Genomic DNA, 17,325 nt, shown 5'->3' with positions numbered 1-17,325 from the left:
TTACATACCCCTTACACTAACTTCAATTCCATCCTTTATTCTTTCAGTAGGATTTAATATCACTAAATCTCCTTCTTTAAATCCATCTCCTATTACTTCTACCACCATATCTCCTTCTATTCCCGTCTTTATCTCATGTTTTTTAGCTTTATTACCATCAACAGTAAATATTGACTTTTTACCATCTTTATCAGTATATATTGCTTCATATGGAACGACTAGAGCATTTTCTTTACTAGCTGTATTTATTTCTACATTTGCAGTAAAGTTTGGTCTAAACTCCGTATTTTTATCTTTTATATCAATTTTAACCTCAATAGTTGTTTCTGTACTCTGCCCATTAGTTACTGTCTCTGCATCAGGAGATATGTATTTTACAACTCCTTTATATTCTTTATCGCCTATTCCCTCACCTGTTATTTTTACACTTTGACCTAATTTGATTTTGCTTATGTCATATTCACTTATATTTGTAACAACCTCTAAATCCCGTATATCTTTAATATTAAATAAAACTGTACTAGGACCAACTACAGATAATTCTGAAACCTCAATACTTGTAATAGTGCCATCTATAGGACTTAATATTTTCGTCTTTTCAATATCAGACTTAATTTTTTCTATCTTAAGTTTTGAAGCTTTTATCTGTTTTTCTTGAATTTTTATTTCTAATTCATCTTCACTATTTTCATAATTTTTCTTTGCAAGTAAATAATCATTATATGCCTTTTCCATAGATTTTTTAGCAGTATCTAAATCATCTTCGCTTATAGCACCTTCTTTATAAAGCTCCTTTTTATTCTCATAATCTTCTAATGCTTCTTTATAATCTATTTCAGCATTTTTATAACTCGTTCTAAATTCTACTTTGTCTTTTCTTTTAAGCTGCTCTAATTTTTCTTTCAATATTTCAAGATTAATTTCTTCATCTTTAAGGTCATATTCAAGTTCCTTAGAATCTAATTTAGCAAGTAATTGTCCCTTAGCTACTTTATCTCCCTCATGAACAAATATTTTCACTATCCTTCCTGTTAAATCTGGAGTTACTTCTCTCTCCTTTTTTGAAACAACCCTTCCACTTGTAAAAATATTTGATTTAATATCTTGCTTTTCAATTCTTGCAGTTTTTACAAATATGCCTACACTTTTTTTAGTTTTCATCATTTTAAACGATGAAAACAACACAAAAAATATGCCAGCTACAACAAACAGCCAAATAAATTTTTTTCTTACTTTAAACATGTCTACCTCCTAGCTTCATCTTATGTACTAAATTAGCTAAAAATGTCATTTTATATTGTATAATAATATCTTATAAAATACCATTATTTTCTTATCTATTTAATAATTTTTTAAGTTTTATTCCATTGCAATCAAATCTAATTTCACAATCCCTTTTAACTTTTTTATTTCATTCATAAGCACATCAAAATCTACTGTTAAATTTGATATATCAAAAGTTATACTTATATTTGCTATATTATTTATAGGTATATCTTGATTAATAGTCAAAATATTTCCTTTCTTTTCAGCAATTTTATTTAAAATAGCTGAAAGCCTACCCGGTTCATGATTAAGAAGCATTGATACAGTTACTTTTCTTCCATTTGCTTTATCTGAAAGAGAAAAAACATAATCCTTATATTTATAAAATGTACTCCTACTTATCCCCACTTTTTTTACAGCTTCTGTAATACCTTTTACTTTACCATTTCTCAACAACTCTTTAGCCATTAAAACTTTCTCAAATATATTAGGAAGTATTTTTTTATCAACTATTAAATACTTATTTTCCATAACTTCTCTCCTCCATGTTTACAACTGACATACATGTGTTTTTTATTATTCTTTGAATTTTAACATACAAAAATATGCAAATCAATAACTATTTACCTTTTTGAAAATAATGATTTTCCAATTCAAATTTTAACATTATTAATTTTCTTACTTAATTGAATATAAAATTTTATTTTAGTTAATAATGGAACTGATGTATATAAAAAAATAATTAAAATTTGTAAAAGAATATTTATAAATATTCATTTTTGAAATGAAAAAATTGAAATTTACAAACAAATATTTACAAAAATGAATTTTTTAAACTCTTTAATTGCTGAAAATTGAATTTTTTAAAACTTGAAATTTTTCACAAAATAGTTTAAAATATTTTATATAATTGTTACAATTTTTTCATAAAAAATATAAGGAGGTAATTATTAATGCAAGGTATAGTTGATTTTCTAAACGGTATCGTTTGGAGTAATGCACTAGTTTATTTATGTTTAGGAACAGGCATTTATTTTTCTTTTAGGACTCGTTTTTTACAAATTCGTCATTTAAAAGACATGGTTAAATACCTAATGGGAGGTTCTGCTTCAAATGCAGGTGTTTCTTCTTTTCAAGCTTTTGCAATGTCTGTAGCTGGTCGTGTCGGTACTGGTAACATAGCTGGTGTTGCTACTGCTATTGCAATGGGTGGCCCGGGTGCTATTTTCTGGATGTGGGCAATTGCTTTCTTAGGAGCTGGTTCTTCATTCATTGAATGTGCACTTGGTCAAGTCTATAAAGAAGAAATTGATGGTGAATATCGTGGAGGTCCTGCATATTACATCGAAAAAGGTTTAGGAATAAAATGGTATGCAGTTTTATTTGCCGTAGCAACTGTTATTGCAATGGGTTTCTTCCTTCCCGGAGTTCAATCAAACAGTATAGCTTCAAGTGTTAATAATGCTTTTGGAATTAGTCCAACTATAACAGGTATTGCTATATCTGCTTTATTAGCTTTAATCATTTTCGGTGGAGTTAAGCGTATAAGTAAAACAACTGAAATTATCGTACCTTTCATGGCAATCGGTTATATGTTAATAGCTCTTACTATTTTAGCATTCAATATTACTAAAATTCCTGCAATGTTAGCTCTCATCTTTAAAAGTGCCTTTGGATTAAAACAAGCTTTTGGTGGTATTTTAGGATTAGCTATTTCTTGGGGTGTTAAAAGAGGTATTTATTCTAATGAAGCTGGTCAAGGTACTGGTCCTCAAGCAGCAGCTGCTGCTGAAGTAAGCCACCCAGCTGTACAAGGTTTAGTTCAAGCATTTGCAGTATACTTCGATACATTATTCGTTTGTTCTGCTACTGCTTTTATGATTTTAGCAACTGGTAAATACAATGTTTATAACCCATCTGGTGGATTTATAGTTGAAAATCTTCCCGGCGTTGACATAGGTCCTGCTTATACTCAAGCAGCCGTTGACACTTTAATTCCTGGTTTTGGTTCAGCATTTGTTGCCATAGCTCTATTCTTCTTTGCATTCTCTACTCTTATAGCATACTACTACATTGCAGAAACTAATATCACATACTTATTCAAAAAAGCTGGTGCTAATAGAAAAATAGTTATCAATGTATTAAGACTTTTACTAATCGGTTCTTCCTTCTACGGTGCAATTAGAACTGCATCATTAGCTTGGGGACTTGGCGATATAGGTGTTGGCATCATGGCTTGGTTAAATGTTATAGCTATACTAATACTTGGTAATCAAGGTATAAAAGTTTTAAAAGATTGGGAAGAACAAAGAGAAATGGGAAGAGATATAGATACTTTTGTATTTGACCCTAAAAAATTAGGATTAGAAAATGCAGATTACTGGATTAAACTAAACAACAAAAAATAAATATAAATTTTCCTTTTAAAAAGAGAAGGATTAAACTCTCCTTCTCTTTTTTACTCTTCTACCTTTAAAATACTTGCAATTTTATCTACTACTGAAAAACTTGAAATTTCTTCTAATGCCTTATCTAATTTTTCCCTATCTGTTTCATGAGTAATAAAAACTAATGGTACAGTTTTTTCTCCCCTAGCTCTCTGAACTACTGACTCAAGACTTACTCCATATTTTCCAAAATTAATAGCAATTTTCCCAAGCACTCCCGGCTCATCTACTACTTCTAATCGAACATAATATTTACTTTGTCCTATATTATTAACTACTAATTTACTAGTAATATTATTGTTTGAATTTTTTATGCCATCTGTCTCAATTGCCTTTATAATACTCAACACATCTCCTAGCACAGCACTTCCAGTCGGCATAGACCCTGCTCCCTTACCGTATAACATAACTTCTCCAACAGCATTACCTCTAATAAACAGAGCATTAAATTCATTATTAACTGAAGCTAAAGGATGCTTATTAGGTATAAGTGCTGGATGGACATTTAATTCCAAATTATTACCATATTTTTTTGCTGTTGCAAGTAATTTAATCTTATAACCTAGTTCTGATGCATATTTTATATCCTTTTGAGAAATCTTTTTAATCCCTTCTCTTGATATTTCATCAGGATAAACTCTCTTATTAAAAGCAACTGCTGATAAAATAGCTAACTTAAATACAGCATCTTCTCCTTCTAAATCTGAAGTCGGGTCAGCTTCAGCAAACCCCTTTATTTGTGCTTCTTTTAAAGCAGTTTCAAAATCCATACCAAATTCACTCATCTGAGTAAGAATATAATTTGTAGTCCCATTAATAATTCCCACAATTTCTTCTATTTCATTTGCTGAAAGACTTTCTGTCAGTGTATTTATTATGGGAATTCCTCCTCCAACACTGCCTTCAAATTTAATTTGTACACCATGTTTTACAGCCAAATCATCTAATTCTTTGCCAAATGTAGCAATTACCGCTTTATTTGCAGTTACTACATGTTTTCCACTTTCAATAGAACGCTTTAAATAATCATAAGCCGGATTTATACCTCCTATCAATTCAACTATTATTTTAATTTCAGGGTCATATATTATTTCATCTACATCTAAAGTCAACAATTCCTTAGGTATATCTACATCTCTCTGTTTTTCAAAATTTTTAACTAAAACTTTTTTAACTTCTATTTTTTTGTTTGCATAATTTTTTATTTTCTCATCATTAATTTGTAAAATTTTATATAAACCCGTTCCTATATTTCCCATCCCTAATATCCCTATTTTAATACTTTCCATATTCCCCTCTCCCTTCGTCTTATATAAAATTTTTTTAATACTTTTTTAATATTGTGTTTTTATATGGCGTACATATGTATTTCTATAAAAGATTATGGATAAAATTTTAACACATATAATTTTTAAAATCAATGTTTTTTCTCTATTTTTCTGAAAATCTTAAACTATATTTATCAATAATCTAAATTTTTCAAAAAACAAGGTATATATTTCTTCATGTATAACATCTGTGTTATAATTTTTGTAAACATTATTATTTTCTGTTTTATTATTGCTAGTTTTACGTTATAATAGACTAGCATAAATAAATTAGAAGGGATGATTTTATTGGATTTAATTAAAATATTATATATTATTCCGGGTGTTTTATTGGGGCTTTCACTTCATGAATTTGCACATGCACAAACAGCTGTATGGCTTGGCGATGATACTCCAAAGCTTCAAGGAAGGCTCTCAATAAGTCCTTTAGTTCATCTAGATATTTTAGGTTTTTTAATGATTTTAATTGCTGGATTTGGGTGGGCAAAACCAGTTGAAATTAATCCATACAATTTTAAAAAGCCAAAAAGAGATGATATATTAGTATCTTTAGCTGGTCCACTTGCAAATTTACTCATAGCAATATTTTTTATTCTTTTAATGAAAATATTATATTATATTCCTGAAACAATCTTAAGTGATAGTCTCTATCATACGATAATTACTATTTTTGATTATACAGTATGGATAAATATCGCTTTACTTGTATTCAACCTTCTTCCAATACCACCTTTAGACGGTTCACATATTTTCTTTGGATTATTAGGTCTTAAAGATAAACCTTTTTATTATCAATTTTATGATAAAAGCAGATTTATACTTTTTATTTTAATAATTACAAATTTCATTGATAAAATAATAGGACCACCTATTTTCATAATATATTCTTCACTAGAAGGCTTATTTTTCTAAGTTAAAGAGAGGGCAATGCCCTCTCTTTAACTACACATCACAAATTTTTTACTATTACTAAATTAAAATTCTCTTTTCCGATAAATAATAGATGAAATACTAAATGATATTAAACCTAATATAACTACTGCTATTATAAATAATAAATTTATTACTGATTTAGGTGCTAAATGTAAATACATAATAAACTTATCTAACCATAATGGTTTTTTTGTAAATCTTAAAATATTTTTTATCAGCATCGGCCCTCCAAAACCTATGGCAAAAAGTATCAAGTTAAACATTTTAGCCTTCACATATCCATACTTAAAATATACTGGCAAATACAAAAATGAAATACAGCATAGACCTATTAATGCATTAACAAAATCATGAAACTTAAACATTCTGCTTATATTCAATATATTAAAGCTTTTCAATACAAAACTAGCTATCATCATACTTATAACACCTATTATAATAAACATAAATATAGAAATATACCTCGAAAGTACTATTTTACTCCTTGAAATTGGCAAACTATTTAAAAAAACTTCACTATTGTTTTTATCATCATAAGCTGTTGTATACATTATCATTGTATAGCCTATCATCGTTGTTCCTATAGAATAAATCATTCCATAAAGCTCACTCTCGTGCGAACTAAATAAAAAAAACATCATAAAGCTGTAAAACATAGCAACCCACAAATGCTTTCTAATAAGATAAAAATCTTTTAAAAATAAATTAAACATTTTTATCATTCCCCCTGATAGTAAAAAGCATAATATCATCAAGACTAGCTCTTTCAATTATTAAATTATCTTTATATATCCTTTTAAGTTTATCTGCTTTTGCTGTCAAAGCTTCAAAACCAAATTTATTATCTCTTATTCCTATAAAATTTTCTTTAAGTTCTTCCGTTAAAATATCTTTACTTCCCTTTACTATTCCATATTCATCTAAAATTTCATCTTTTGCTTTCGAAAAAACTAGTTTTCCATCATTAATAAAAGTAATATAATCTGCTACTTTCTCTAAATCGGTAGTTATATGAGTTGAGAAAAAAATTGCTTTATTCTCATCTTGAATAATATCCATAAGTATATCAAGAAGTTCACTTCTAAAAACCGGGTCAAGACCTGAAGTGGGTTCATCCATGATAATCAACTCAGCATTATGCGATAAAGCAAGGACTAAGCTGAACTTCATCTGCATTCCTTTAGACAATTCTTTAATCTTTTTATCTTCTCTAAGGTTAAATCTCTTAATATATTCTCGATATAAATTATCATCCCAATTACTATAAAAATTAGAAATAATTTTTTTCATCTGCTTTAATGTTAATTCATCATAAAAATGATTTTGGTCATATATAAAGCCTATCCTCTGTTTTATTTCCCTTTCATGCTTTATATTATCTAAACCAAAAATCCTTATTTCTCCATCATCTTTTTTTAAAAGATTCATTATCAACTTTATTGTCGTACTCTTTCCAGCACCGTTTGGACCTATATATCCCATAATATAACCTCTATCTAAAGTAAATGATATATCCTTTAATGTAAAATCCTTATATTCTTTTCTAACATTTTTCAGTTCTAAAATATGCCCCAATTTTAACCCTCCTTAAACAATATTGCCAACATCTCTTGAAGCTCCTCTAAACTTAATCCCAAAACTCTACTTTCCTCTACTGCTTCTAAAAGTTTTTCTTCTATTCTCCTCATTCTTCTTTCCCTTAATAATTCTCTACTTTGACTAGCCACAAATGTTCCTTTCCCCAAAACTGTATTAATAAAACCTTCTCTTTCAAGTTCTTCATAAGCTCGTTTAGTCGTAATTACACTTATTTGCAGTTCCTTTGCAAGACCTCTAATAGATGGAAGAACATCATTTTCTTTTAAATCTCCATTTATTATTTGATTTTTTATTTGATTTGCTATTTGTAAATATATAGGGTCTTTGCTCGAATTAGAAATGACAATATTCATCTCTCTCTCCCTTCTGTTAATATAAATAGTGTATACTGTTTATATATTATATATACATTATATACACTATTTTTTACCATGTCAATTTAAATTTATAGTTGTCAATTCCATGTTCCAAGTTTTAGGAGCAAATCTCTAGATTTTTTTATTCTTAATTTTTAATTTTTAACTACTAACCTATGTAATTTTACTTTGTTTAAAACCTACACTTCTTGCAAAAAATATCTGAACTATTATACAAAAAAAGTCCCCAATTGAATTGAGGACTTCCTTTATAACCTTTATAACAAATATCTTAAAATTAAAATATTCAACTGTAAACTTTTAAATTCAAATTTCTACTCATTCTTTATTAGCTCAAATTCTACTTTAACCTCCCCTACTACTTCTCCCTTGTGATTTTTGTTTTTAATTATATAGTATTTTTCCAATTTTTTAAGCTCTGCTTCATTTATTATATCAAGCTGTCTTAAAGTCTCCAGCATGACAGCAGTTAATACTTTGCTATTTCCATCTTCTATTTTAAAAGTTAAACCTATTCCTCTGTCCCTTATTCCTATAGCATAGTAAGCACCTGCTCCAGCTTTTGCAAACAGTCTATCTCCACACAATCTCATCAAATCCGTACATATTCTATCAGTTCCAGCTACCATCTCCGGATAAGATGTCATAGACTTTATTATTCTCCTAACTACCATTTCTCTATTTTTATCGAAAACTTCCGGTTTTGATAATCTAGCAAATCCTTGAGCAAATTTGTATAAAGGCATTGCATGAACTGGAACTCCACATCCATCAATTGCTTCTTCTATTTTTTCTTCTTCATAATCGCATATTTGTGAAAGCACTTTTTTTATTCTTTTTTGTACAGGATGATTTGACAGATAGTAAGTATCCAAATCCTCATTTAAATATTTAGCTGTAATAAGCATACCTGCATGTTTTCCTGAACAATTACAATGAACTGATTTAGGAGATAGCCCTTTATCTCTAAGCTCCTCTGCCGCATATTCTGCAATAGGCATATGAGTTCCACATTTTAAATACTCTTCATCAAGACCAGCTTTTGATAGAATACTTCGCACTGAATTTACATGAAACTGTTCTCCACTATGAGATGCACAAAATAAGGCTATTTCTTTATCTTCTATTCCATATTCATCAGCCGCTCCACTTTCTATTACGGGAATAGCTTGAATTGGTTTAGCAGATGACCTTGCAAAAGTAACTCTATAAGGATTTCCATAATAATACAATATATTTCCCATATAATCCACTACAGCAATATGACCTATATGTGTTAAATCTACTACATTTCCCCTATACACTTTAGCTACAATTGACATTTTAATCCCCCTACTTTAAACTTTTATATTTTTGAAATAATTATATCATAATTATTTCAGTATTAACTTTAATTTTTCTAATTTTTATATGTTATTTTTATTTATTTTATATTAAACATTTTATTTTTTATGAAATAAACTTGAGTAATTTGCAATATTTTGCAGAATATATTAAATTTTTCTTAAATAAAGTATTTACTTTAATTTTTTGTAACATTTTCATTGACTATATGTAATATTTATAGTATCATACTTTAAAAAAGGAGTGGTAATTATTTGTCTGTTCTAAAAGTTATTAGAAACAATCTTCCCAATTTAAGCAATAAGCAAAAAAATATTGCAAAATATCTAATAAAAAACAAAAATAAAATTCCTTTTATGAGTTTAAAAGAATTAAGCAGTGAGCTTAATGTTTCGGAAGTTACCATACTTAACTTCTGTAAAGCTATCAAAATAGACTCTTTTATTGATTTAAAAAAGAGTTTTGAACATTTAATAAAAGAAGAATTAAGAGTTCCTGCAAAGATGAAATCTTCATTAGATGAATTAGAAAGTATTGAAGATGCCATAAATAATACATTTCAAATTCAAAAAATGAATTTAAATAAAATAATAGAAAATAACAGCATAGAATCAATTGAAAAAGCTACTAACTTAATTTTAAATGCCAATACTGTATTCATATGTGGTTTAGGAGTTTCAAAACTAATATGTGATTTTTTACATACTAGATTTAAAATACTAAATATTAATACAAAAATACTAGACATAGATGACAGTGCCATATTTATCTATGATTTAATTAGAGCAAGTAAAGATGATTTATTTATACTAATTTCTTTCCCTCTTTACTCAGAAAAAATTATAAAATTAGCTGAATATTTATCTATACACAATTTAAATTTTATATCTATAACCAATAGCGAAAAATCACCTATAGCATCAAATGCTCAAATCGTACTAAAATCAGAAAATAATTCTTTAGTCTTTTACAATTTTATTTCTGCTGCTATTTTATTATCAGAAATATTATTAATTGTTCTAAGTTATAAAATGAAAGATAAAATTACTTTCAACATAAATACAATTGAAAATTTACATGACTTTTTCAATTCTAAACGTATTAAAAATAAGATAAACAAAAAATCAAGTTCTAAAAATAAATTGTAATCTTTTTTTATTTTTACAATTTTTATAAAACAACAAAATTTAAAGGGGGAAACATAATGTTTAAAAGAAAATTTGTATTAACTTTAACTGTTTTGCTAATTTTAACTACCGTATTATCTGGTTGTGGTTCTAGTAAAACTACACAGCAGCCACAGGAAAAAAATGAAACTTCTAATAATGAACCTGTAGTTCTCAATTTCAATCTCGCTGCTGACCCAAGAACTATAGACCCTGGTTTAAACGATGCCATTGACGGCAGCCATGTTATCAATAATACATTTGAAGGATTAATGAGAGAAATCGATGGAAAATTAGAAAATGCTATGGCTGAAAAAGTTGACATTTCTGATGATGGAACAGTTTATACTTTTCATATAAGAGATGCCAAATGGTCAGACGGTAAACCTGTAAGAGCTCAAGACTTTGAATATGCATGGAAAAGAGTACTAGACCCTTCTACAGCTGCTCCTTATTCTTATCATATGTTCTATATAAAAAATGCTAAAGCATACTATGAAGGAAAAGCAAAAATCGAAGATGTAGGCATCAAGGCTATTGATGATAAAACTTTTAAAGTAACACTTGAAACTCCTACTTCATACTTCTTATCACTTATTACACGCCCTGCCTTTATGCCTGTTAGAAAAGATATAGTAGAAAAAGCTCCTGAAACATGGGCCAAAGACCCTAATCTTGCAGTTTCAAATGGACCTTTTATATTAGCTGATTACAAAACTGCAGACAAACTCGTTTTAAAGAAAAATCCTAATTATTGGGCTGCTGATACTGTTAAAATCGACCAAATAAATTATTTAATGATAATAGAAGCCTCAACAGCTCTTACTGCATATGAATCTGGTGAAATTGATATAATAGGTAATATACCTTCTCAAGAAATTCCTAGATTGATGGGAGAAGATTCTACATTTCATGTACTACCTATGCTTGGAACTTACTACTTAATATTTAATGTAAATAGGCCACCTACTGATGATGTTAAAGTAAGACGAGCTCTAGCTTTAGCTATAGATAGAAAAGCCATAACTGAAAATGTAAAAAGAAGTGGAGAAATACCTGCAACTGGATTTAATCCTGCAGGACTCAAAGACTCTCAAGGTAGAGATTTTAACAAAACAGCAGGTGATTATGGTATAAATGTAGATGGCGGAAATATTGAAGAAGCTAAAAAACTTCTTGCCAAGGCAGGATACCCCGATGGTAAAGGATTCCCTGAAATAACATTATTATATAATACAAGTGAAAGTCACAAAGCAATAGCAGAAGCTATACAAGAAATGTGGAAGAAAAATTTAGGTATAAATATAAGACTTGCCAATCAAGAATGGGCAGTATTTCAAGATACAAGAAAACAAGGAAATTTTGATATAGCTAGAGGTGGATATATTTCAGACTACCCAGACCCAGTTGGACTTTTAGAACTATTTACTACTAATTCAGCAAACAACGCTCCTCACTGGTCAAATAAAGAATATGATGAGCTCATTGCAAAATCTAGATTAGTTAAAGGTACAGAAAGAGATGAATTACTTTATAAAGCTCAAGATATATTAATGAAAGAAATGCCTGTTACACCTATTTTTTACTATACTGACCCAGTAATGGTAAAAGATTATGTAAAAGGTTGGCAGAAAAATAGCATGAGCTACTGGTATTTTGGAAGAGTATCTATTGAAAAATAATAATTAGACCCCTTAACCCCTCAAGCAAGGCTATCCTTAGTCATGGATAGTCTTGTATATTAATCCACAATAAAACTCCTTTTTAGTTTTAATCTTATTTATAAATTTTAACTAAAAAGGAGTTTTATTTTTTATATTATCTAAAAAAGTAAAAATTTTACATTAAAATATTTATAAATTTTTGTCATCAATACTATCTAGCCAATCTTCAACTGGTCCAATAACAGATTTAATGCATCCATCTTCAAAAGGATTTCTTAAATCAGCAAGCTCAACTAATTCCAAAAATGACTTACTTCCTCCAGCCCTGCACAATCTTAAATAATCATTCCAAGCCTTATCTCTGTTTTCCATCGATTTTATCCAAAACTGAAGTGCACAAACTTGTGCTAATGTATAATCTATATAATAAAATGGATTATTAAAAATATGTCCTTGTCTAAACCAATATCCTCCTCTATTTAAAAAGTCATTATCAGCATAATCTCTATGAGGCAGATATTTTTTCTCAATATCTCTCCATGCTCTTTTTCTTTCTTCTGGAGTAGCCTGTGGATTTTCATAAACCCAGTGTTGAAATTCATCAACTGTAACTCCATATGGAATAAATAAAAGTGCACCACTTAAATGAGCAAATTTATATTTAAATTCATCTTCCTTAAAAAATAATTTCATCCAAGGCCAAGCAAAAAATTCCATACTCATTGAATGTATCTCACAAGCTTCAAGAGTTGGCCAATTATACTCAGGTACTTCATATTCTCTACTTGAATACACTTGAAATGCATGACCTGCTTCATGAGTAAGTACATCTACATCTCCTGAAGTTCCATTAAAATTTGAAAATATAAATGGAGACTTATATTTACTTATATATGTACAGTATCCTCCACCTGCTTTTCCTTTTTTGCTTACAAGGTCTAAAAGTTCTCTCTCCACCATATATGTAAAAAATTCATCTGTTTCTGGTGATAGTTCTCTATACATTCTTTTGCCATTTTCTAAAATCCATTCTGAATCTCCCTTTGGAATAGCATTTCCTGTTAAAAATTCTAAACTCTCATCATAATATTTCAAACTATCTAATTTTAATCTCTTTAATTGTCTTTCTCTTAACTTTGTAGCAACAGGCACTATATTTTCTAATACTTGTCTTCTGTAGTTTGCAACCATCTCCGGATTGTAGTCAGACCTCATAAGTCTTGCATATCCAAGCTGTACAAAATTTTCATATCCAAGCTTTTTAGCAATTCTATCTCTTACTTTAACTAATCCATCGTAAATTTCATCAAACTTTTCTTCATTTTCGACAAAAAATTCCGTCATAGCTTCATGAGCTCTTTTTCTCATATTCCTATCTTTTGACTGCATAAAAGGAACCATTTGAGATAAATTTCTCTCTTCTCCTTCAAACATAATTTTTGCCGAAGCCCTAAGCTTTGTATACTCACTTGACAATTTATTTTCTTCTTGCAAATCTTTTATTATCTCTGGTGAAAAAGTTTTTAGTTTCAATTCAGCTAATCTAAATAATTGTCTTCCCCACTTTTTCTCAAGCTCACTTTTAAACTTAGAATTAACTAATGACTTATAGTACTTTGAAACAAAACCTTCGTACATAGGCATAGCCTCATCTATAAATTCATTTTCTTTTTCATAAAATTTGTCAGTTGTATCTATAGTATGTCTTATATGAACAAGTGTAGCCATAGTTTCAAATTCATTTCTAAGTTCATTTATCTCTTTCATTACCTTATCTTGAGCTTCAAATGAATCAGAATTATCAAATCTTTCAAGTAATTCATTAAACTGTTTTTCAAGTCTTTCCATATCTGGTCTTTCATATTTATAATCTTTAAACTTTAACATAAAATTTTCCTCCAATCATACTTAATAATGTTTATAAATCTACTGTAATTTTATACCTAATTGTTATTATTTTCAAATATTAATGTTTAGATTCACTTTTACAAAAATTAATTAATCTTATTAATTTACTAATATCTCTTTAGAAAACAAATATACCCTTTATAAAACCAAAAAAGGAGTGAGACAATCTCACTCCTTTTTTACTTTAACTAATCTTTATTACATCATTGGAGGCATTCCGCCACCCATTGGCATATCATTTTTCTTTTCTGGAATTTCAGCTACAGCAGCCTCAGTAGTTAAGAACAATGCTGAAATTGATGCAGCATTTTGAAGTGCTGAACGAGTTACTTTAGTTGGGTCAACTATACCAGCCTCTATCATCTTCACATACTTATTATTTAATGCATCAAATCCTATACCTACTTCACTATTTCTTATTTTCTCAACTACTATAGAACCTTCTACACCAGCATTGAATGCTATTTGTCTTACTGGTTCTTCAAGAGCTCTTCTTATAATCATAGCTCCAGTTCTTTCGTCTCCTTCTAACTGTTCAATTAATTTTTCTACTGCTGGGATTGCATTGATTAATGCAGTACCACCACCAGCTACTATACCTTCTTCAACAGCAGCTCTTGTAGCATTTAACGCATCTTCTATTCTTAATTTTCTTTCTTTCATTTCAGTCTCAGTAGCAGCACCTACTTGGATAACTGCAACTCCACCTGCAAGTTTTGCAAGTCTTTCTTGTAATTTTTCTCTATCAAAATCTGAAGTAGTTTCTTCAATTTGAACTTTGATTTGCTTAATTCTATCTTGAATTGCATTTGTATCTCCAGCACCATCTATAATTGTAGTATTTTCTTTATCTATCTTAACTGACTTAGCTCTACCAAGCATATCTAATGTAACAGTTTTAAGGTCTAATCCTAATTCTTCTGAAATTACTTGACCTCCAGTTACTATAGCTATATCTTGAAGCATAGCTTTTCTTCTGTCACCAAATCCTGGAGCTTTAACAGCAACACACTCAAAAGTACCTCTTAATTTGTTAACAACAAGTGTTGCAAGAGCTTCTCCTTCAATATCTTCAGCAATAATTAATAATTTCTTTCCTTGTTGTACAATTTGCTCTAATAATGGAAGGATTTCTTGTATATTTGAAATCTTCTTGTCTGTAATTAAAATATATGGGTCTTCTAATACTGCTTCCATCTTTTCAGCATCAGTTACCATGTATGGAGAAACATATCCTCTATCAAACTGCATACCTTCAACTACTTCTAAAGTAGTTCCCATAGTTTTAGCTTCTTCAACAGTGATTACTCCATCTTTTCCTACCTTTTCCATAGCTTCAGCTATAAGTTCACCGATTTTTTCATCAGCAGCTGAAATTGAAGCAACGTTAGCAATAGCTTCTTTGCCTTCAATTTGTTTAGAATTTTTCTTGATTTCTTCTACAGCAACTTCTACAGCCTTTTCGATACCTTTTTTAAGAATCATTGGATTAGCACCAGCTGCAATATTCTTTAAACCTTCTCTAATTATAGCTTGAGTTAATAATGTAGCAGTAGTTGTACCGTCTCCAGCTACATCATTAGTCTTAGTTGCAACTTCTTTAACAAGTTGTGCACCCATATTTTCATATACATCTTCTAATTCTATTTCACGTGCAATAGTTACACCATCATTTGTAATTGTAGGAGAACCGAACTTTTTATCTAAAATAACATTTCTACCTTTAGGTCCTAATGTAACTTTTACAGTATCAGCTAATTTATTAACACCAGCTTCTAACTTACGACGAGCTTCTTCATTGAATTTAATTTCTTTTGCCATACTACCAACCTCCCTATGTATTATTTATTTTATTTTTTAAGCCGTATTTTTTCTATTCAACTATTGCTAAAATATCACTTTGTCTTAAAATAGTATATTCTTCTCCATCATGCTTAATTTCAGTTCCAGCATACTTTGAGAATATTACTTTATCTCCAACTTTTACTTCCATTTTTACCTCTTTGCCGTCTACCATTCCACCTGGTCCAACTGCCACTACTTCTGCTATTTGAGGTTGTTCTTTAGCCTGACTTGGAAGTACTATACCACTTTTTGTCTTTTCTTCAGCCTCTAACTTCTTAATAACAACCCTATCACCTAATGGCTTGATATTCATAATAACCCCTCCTTAATGTTAATATTGATTTATATTTACTCAAATTAACTTTTAAATTCATTTTATTAGCACTCACTTAACATGAGTGCTAATTACAATATTAATGTATAATATATACAGCTTTTACGCAAACTCTATTTATAACTATTTACAGAAATATATATAAATTATTCATTATTTTAGAATATTATCTAATTATTACTTCTAATATCTCTTTTTTTCTGTTTTTTTCTTGTATTTTCTATCTATTATAAAATCAAGTATTTTTTATGACTAACTCTAATGCTTAAATAAAATCATACAAACTGAAAATTACAGCATAAAATAAAAATTCAACAAACTGCTAAATTAAACACACTATTTTCTTTTTTGTTATGCATTTCTGGCAGATTTTTTTGAAATTAAATCATAAGGCAGTTTTTTTATCAAAAAAGCAACTAATAAAGAACTAGCTATTTTATCAATAATATTACCTGTTATTCTCGGAATAAATGCAGCAGTAAATATCTTATGTCCGCTTGCCAACAGCCATGCAAAAATAAGGTCAGTTCCCCCACCTGTAACTCCTCCAAAGACTAACACAGCTATTGGCGTTCCTATCAATGGTGCTATTACTGATAAAATAATTCCTGTAATTACCGCAACTTTATAATCAAATTTATATTTTTTAGCAATAAAACCGACAATTAATCCGATTGCAACATTTACAATTGCAAAAGGAATATTTTTAGGATTAGTAATCATTCCTTGAATAATATTAGTTAAACCTCCCGTTAATGCTCCGGCAAAAGGTCCCAATACTGCAGCTACAAAAATAGTTCCTATTGTATCTAAAAACAACAATGGAATTTGAAGAGTTTGTACAACTGTTCCAAATACAATATTAATTACAATTCCCAATGAAGCAAAAATCATAGTATTTGTAGATTTAAATGGTGAATTTTTCAATATTTATCCCTCCCAATAGTTTTTATCACACCTACAATTATAGTAATTTTTTGGAAAGTTGTGAAATTAAAAAATTTTATAATTATAGTTTTAAATATAAAAAAGTATAATAATTTACTGCTAAACATTACAAAAAATTAAAAATGACACTGATTACGGTTCTTATTTTACAAAATAACTTACAAAA

Annotated in this window: 15 protein-coding genes; 4 read left to right on the top strand and 11 right to left on the bottom strand. The window is 29.0% G+C overall.

The window, feature by feature from the left end:
- Together BUA90_RS07065 and BUA90_RS07060 are read right to left on the bottom strand one after the other, a co-directional pair.
- Positions 1-1,242: an efflux RND transporter periplasmic adaptor subunit gene (locus tag BUA90_RS07065; protein ID WP_072967031.1), complete on the bottom strand. Its 1,242-nt coding sequence runs from the start codon at positions 1,240-1,242 to the stop codon at positions 1-3.
- A gap of 117 nt (positions 1,243-1,359) precedes the next feature.
- Positions 1,360-1,797, bottom strand: coding sequence for an ACT domain-containing protein (locus tag BUA90_RS07060; protein WP_072967029.1), 438 nt, complete (start codon positions 1,795-1,797; stop codon positions 1,360-1,362).
- A 422-nt stretch (positions 1,798-2,219) separates the two neighbouring features.
- Here BUA90_RS07060 and BUA90_RS07055 point away from each other — a divergent pair, with 422 nt between their 5' ends.
- The gene (locus tag BUA90_RS07055; RefSeq protein WP_072967027.1) at positions 2,220-3,674 is read left to right on the top strand and encodes an alanine/glycine:cation symporter family protein; all 1,455 of its coding nucleotides are present in this window, start codon (positions 2,220-2,222) and stop codon (positions 3,672-3,674) included.
- 50 nt (positions 3,675-3,724) lie between these two features.
- Here BUA90_RS07055 and BUA90_RS07050 read toward each other — a convergent pair whose 3' ends face one another.
- Complete coding sequence (locus BUA90_RS07050; RefSeq protein WP_072967025.1) at positions 3,725-5,002, bottom strand: homoserine dehydrogenase; 1,278 nt, start codon at positions 5,000-5,002, stop codon at positions 3,725-3,727.
- A 327-nt stretch (positions 5,003-5,329) separates the two neighbouring features.
- Between BUA90_RS07050 and BUA90_RS07045 the strand changes: the two genes are divergently transcribed.
- A complete protein-coding gene (locus BUA90_RS07045; RefSeq protein WP_330390693.1) occupies positions 5,330-5,953 on the top strand; it encodes a site-2 protease family protein in 624 nt (207 codons plus the stop codon).
- Positions 5,954-6,015: 62 nt separating this feature from the next.
- On the opposite strand, the gene BUA90_RS07040 is transcribed toward BUA90_RS07045, so the two are convergent.
- The 4 genes from BUA90_RS07040 to BUA90_RS07025 form a co-directional block, all read right to left on the bottom strand.
- Complete coding sequence (locus tag BUA90_RS07040; protein WP_072967021.1) at positions 6,016-6,687, bottom strand: ABC-2 transporter permease; 672 nt, start codon at positions 6,685-6,687, stop codon at positions 6,016-6,018.
- Positions 6,680-7,549 carry an ABC transporter ATP-binding protein gene (locus tag BUA90_RS07035; protein ID WP_072967019.1) on the bottom strand — a complete coding sequence of 290 codons (870 nt, stop codon included), beginning with the start codon at positions 7,547-7,549 and terminating at the stop codon, positions 6,680-6,682. Before BUA90_RS07035 ends, BUA90_RS07040 begins: the two co-directional genes overlap by 8 nt.
- Positions 7,550-7,551: 2 nt before the next feature.
- Positions 7,552-7,926, bottom strand: a complete 375-nt coding sequence (locus BUA90_RS07030; protein WP_072967017.1) for a GntR family transcriptional regulator — start codon at positions 7,924-7,926, stop codon at positions 7,552-7,554.
- Between the two features lie 338 nt (positions 7,927-8,264).
- A complete protein-coding gene (locus tag BUA90_RS07025) occupies positions 8,265-9,272 on the bottom strand; it encodes an asparaginase (protein ID WP_072967015.1) in 1,008 nt (335 codons plus the stop codon).
- A gap of 276 nt (positions 9,273-9,548) precedes the next feature.
- Between BUA90_RS07025 and BUA90_RS07020 the strand changes: the two genes are divergently transcribed.
- Both BUA90_RS07020 and BUA90_RS07015 read left to right on the top strand, forming a co-directional pair.
- Positions 9,549-10,442 carry a MurR/RpiR family transcriptional regulator gene (locus tag BUA90_RS07020; RefSeq protein WP_072967013.1) on the top strand — a complete coding sequence of 298 codons (894 nt, stop codon included), beginning with the start codon at positions 9,549-9,551 and terminating at the stop codon, positions 10,440-10,442.
- 56 nt (positions 10,443-10,498) lie between these two features.
- Positions 10,499-12,142 carry a peptide ABC transporter substrate-binding protein gene (locus BUA90_RS07015; RefSeq protein WP_072967011.1) on the top strand — a complete coding sequence of 548 codons (1,644 nt, stop codon included), beginning with the start codon at positions 10,499-10,501 and terminating at the stop codon, positions 12,140-12,142.
- Positions 12,143-12,313: 171 nt separating this feature from the next.
- On the opposite strand, the gene BUA90_RS07010 is transcribed toward BUA90_RS07015, so the two are convergent.
- The 4 genes from BUA90_RS07010 to BUA90_RS06995 all read right to left on the bottom strand — a co-directional run bounded on the left by BUA90_RS07010 (position 12,314) and on the right by BUA90_RS06995 (position 17,138).
- Complete coding sequence (locus BUA90_RS07010) at positions 12,314-14,011, bottom strand: M3 family oligoendopeptidase (protein WP_072967009.1); 1,698 nt, start codon at positions 14,009-14,011, stop codon at positions 12,314-12,316.
- Positions 14,012-14,230: 219 nt separating this feature from the next.
- A complete protein-coding gene (gene groL / locus BUA90_RS07005; RefSeq protein WP_072967008.1) occupies positions 14,231-15,853 on the bottom strand; it encodes a chaperonin GroEL in 1,623 nt (540 codons plus the stop codon).
- Between the two features lie 52 nt (positions 15,854-15,905).
- Positions 15,906-16,190, bottom strand: coding sequence for a co-chaperone GroES (gene groES / locus BUA90_RS07000; RefSeq protein ID WP_072967006.1), 285 nt, complete (start codon positions 16,188-16,190; stop codon positions 15,906-15,908).
- 372 nt (positions 16,191-16,562) lie between these two features.
- The gene (locus BUA90_RS06995) at positions 16,563-17,138 is read right to left on the bottom strand and encodes a CD3073 family putative ECF transporter S component (RefSeq protein ID WP_094756782.1); all 576 of its coding nucleotides are present in this window, start codon (positions 17,136-17,138) and stop codon (positions 16,563-16,565) included.
- Positions 17,139-17,325: the final 187 nt, after the last annotated feature.

The sequence above is a fragment of the Caminicella sporogenes DSM 14501 genome, from assembly GCF_900142285.1.
GTDB classification, from domain to species: domain Bacteria; phylum Bacillota; class Clostridia; order Peptostreptococcales; family Caminicellaceae; genus Caminicella; species Caminicella sporogenes.
The sequence above is the reverse complement of the archived record's forward strand: the minus strand, read 5'-3'. Positions and strand labels throughout refer to the sequence as shown.

Coding starts and splice junctions, on each gene's coding strand:
- BUA90_RS07065 (WP_072967031.1), bottom strand. CDS start 1,242: ATGTTTAAAGTAAGAAAAAAATTTATTTGGCTGTTTGTTGTAGCTGGC.
- BUA90_RS07060 (WP_072967029.1), bottom strand. CDS start 1,797: ATGGAAAATAAGTATTTAATAGTTGATAAAAAAATACTTCCTAATATA.
- BUA90_RS07055 (WP_072967027.1), top strand. CDS start 2,220: ATGCAAGGTATAGTTGATTTTCTAAACGGTATCGTTTGGAGTAATGCA.
- BUA90_RS07050 (WP_072967025.1), bottom strand. CDS start 5,002: ATGGAAAGTATTAAAATAGGGATATTAGGGATGGGAAATATAGGAACG.
- BUA90_RS07040 (WP_072967021.1), bottom strand. CDS start 6,687: ATGTTTAATTTATTTTTAAAAGATTTTTATCTTATTAGAAAGCATTTG.
- BUA90_RS07030 (WP_072967017.1), bottom strand. CDS start 7,926: ATGAATATTGTCATTTCTAATTCGAGCAAAGACCCTATATATTTACAA.
- BUA90_RS07025 (WP_072967015.1), bottom strand. CDS start 9,272: ATGTCAATTGTAGCTAAAGTGTATAGGGGAAATGTAGTAGATTTAACA.
- BUA90_RS07015 (WP_072967011.1), top strand. CDS start 10,499: ATGTTTAAAAGAAAATTTGTATTAACTTTAACTGTTTTGCTAATTTTA.
- BUA90_RS07010 (WP_072967009.1), bottom strand. CDS start 14,011: ATGTTAAAGTTTAAAGATTATAAATATGAAAGACCAGATATGGAAAGA.
- groL (WP_072967008.1), bottom strand. CDS start 15,853: ATGGCAAAAGAAATTAAATTCAATGAAGAAGCTCGTCGTAAGTTAGAA.
- groES (WP_072967006.1), bottom strand. CDS start 16,190: ATGAATATCAAGCCATTAGGTGATAGGGTTGTTATTAAGAAGTTAGAG.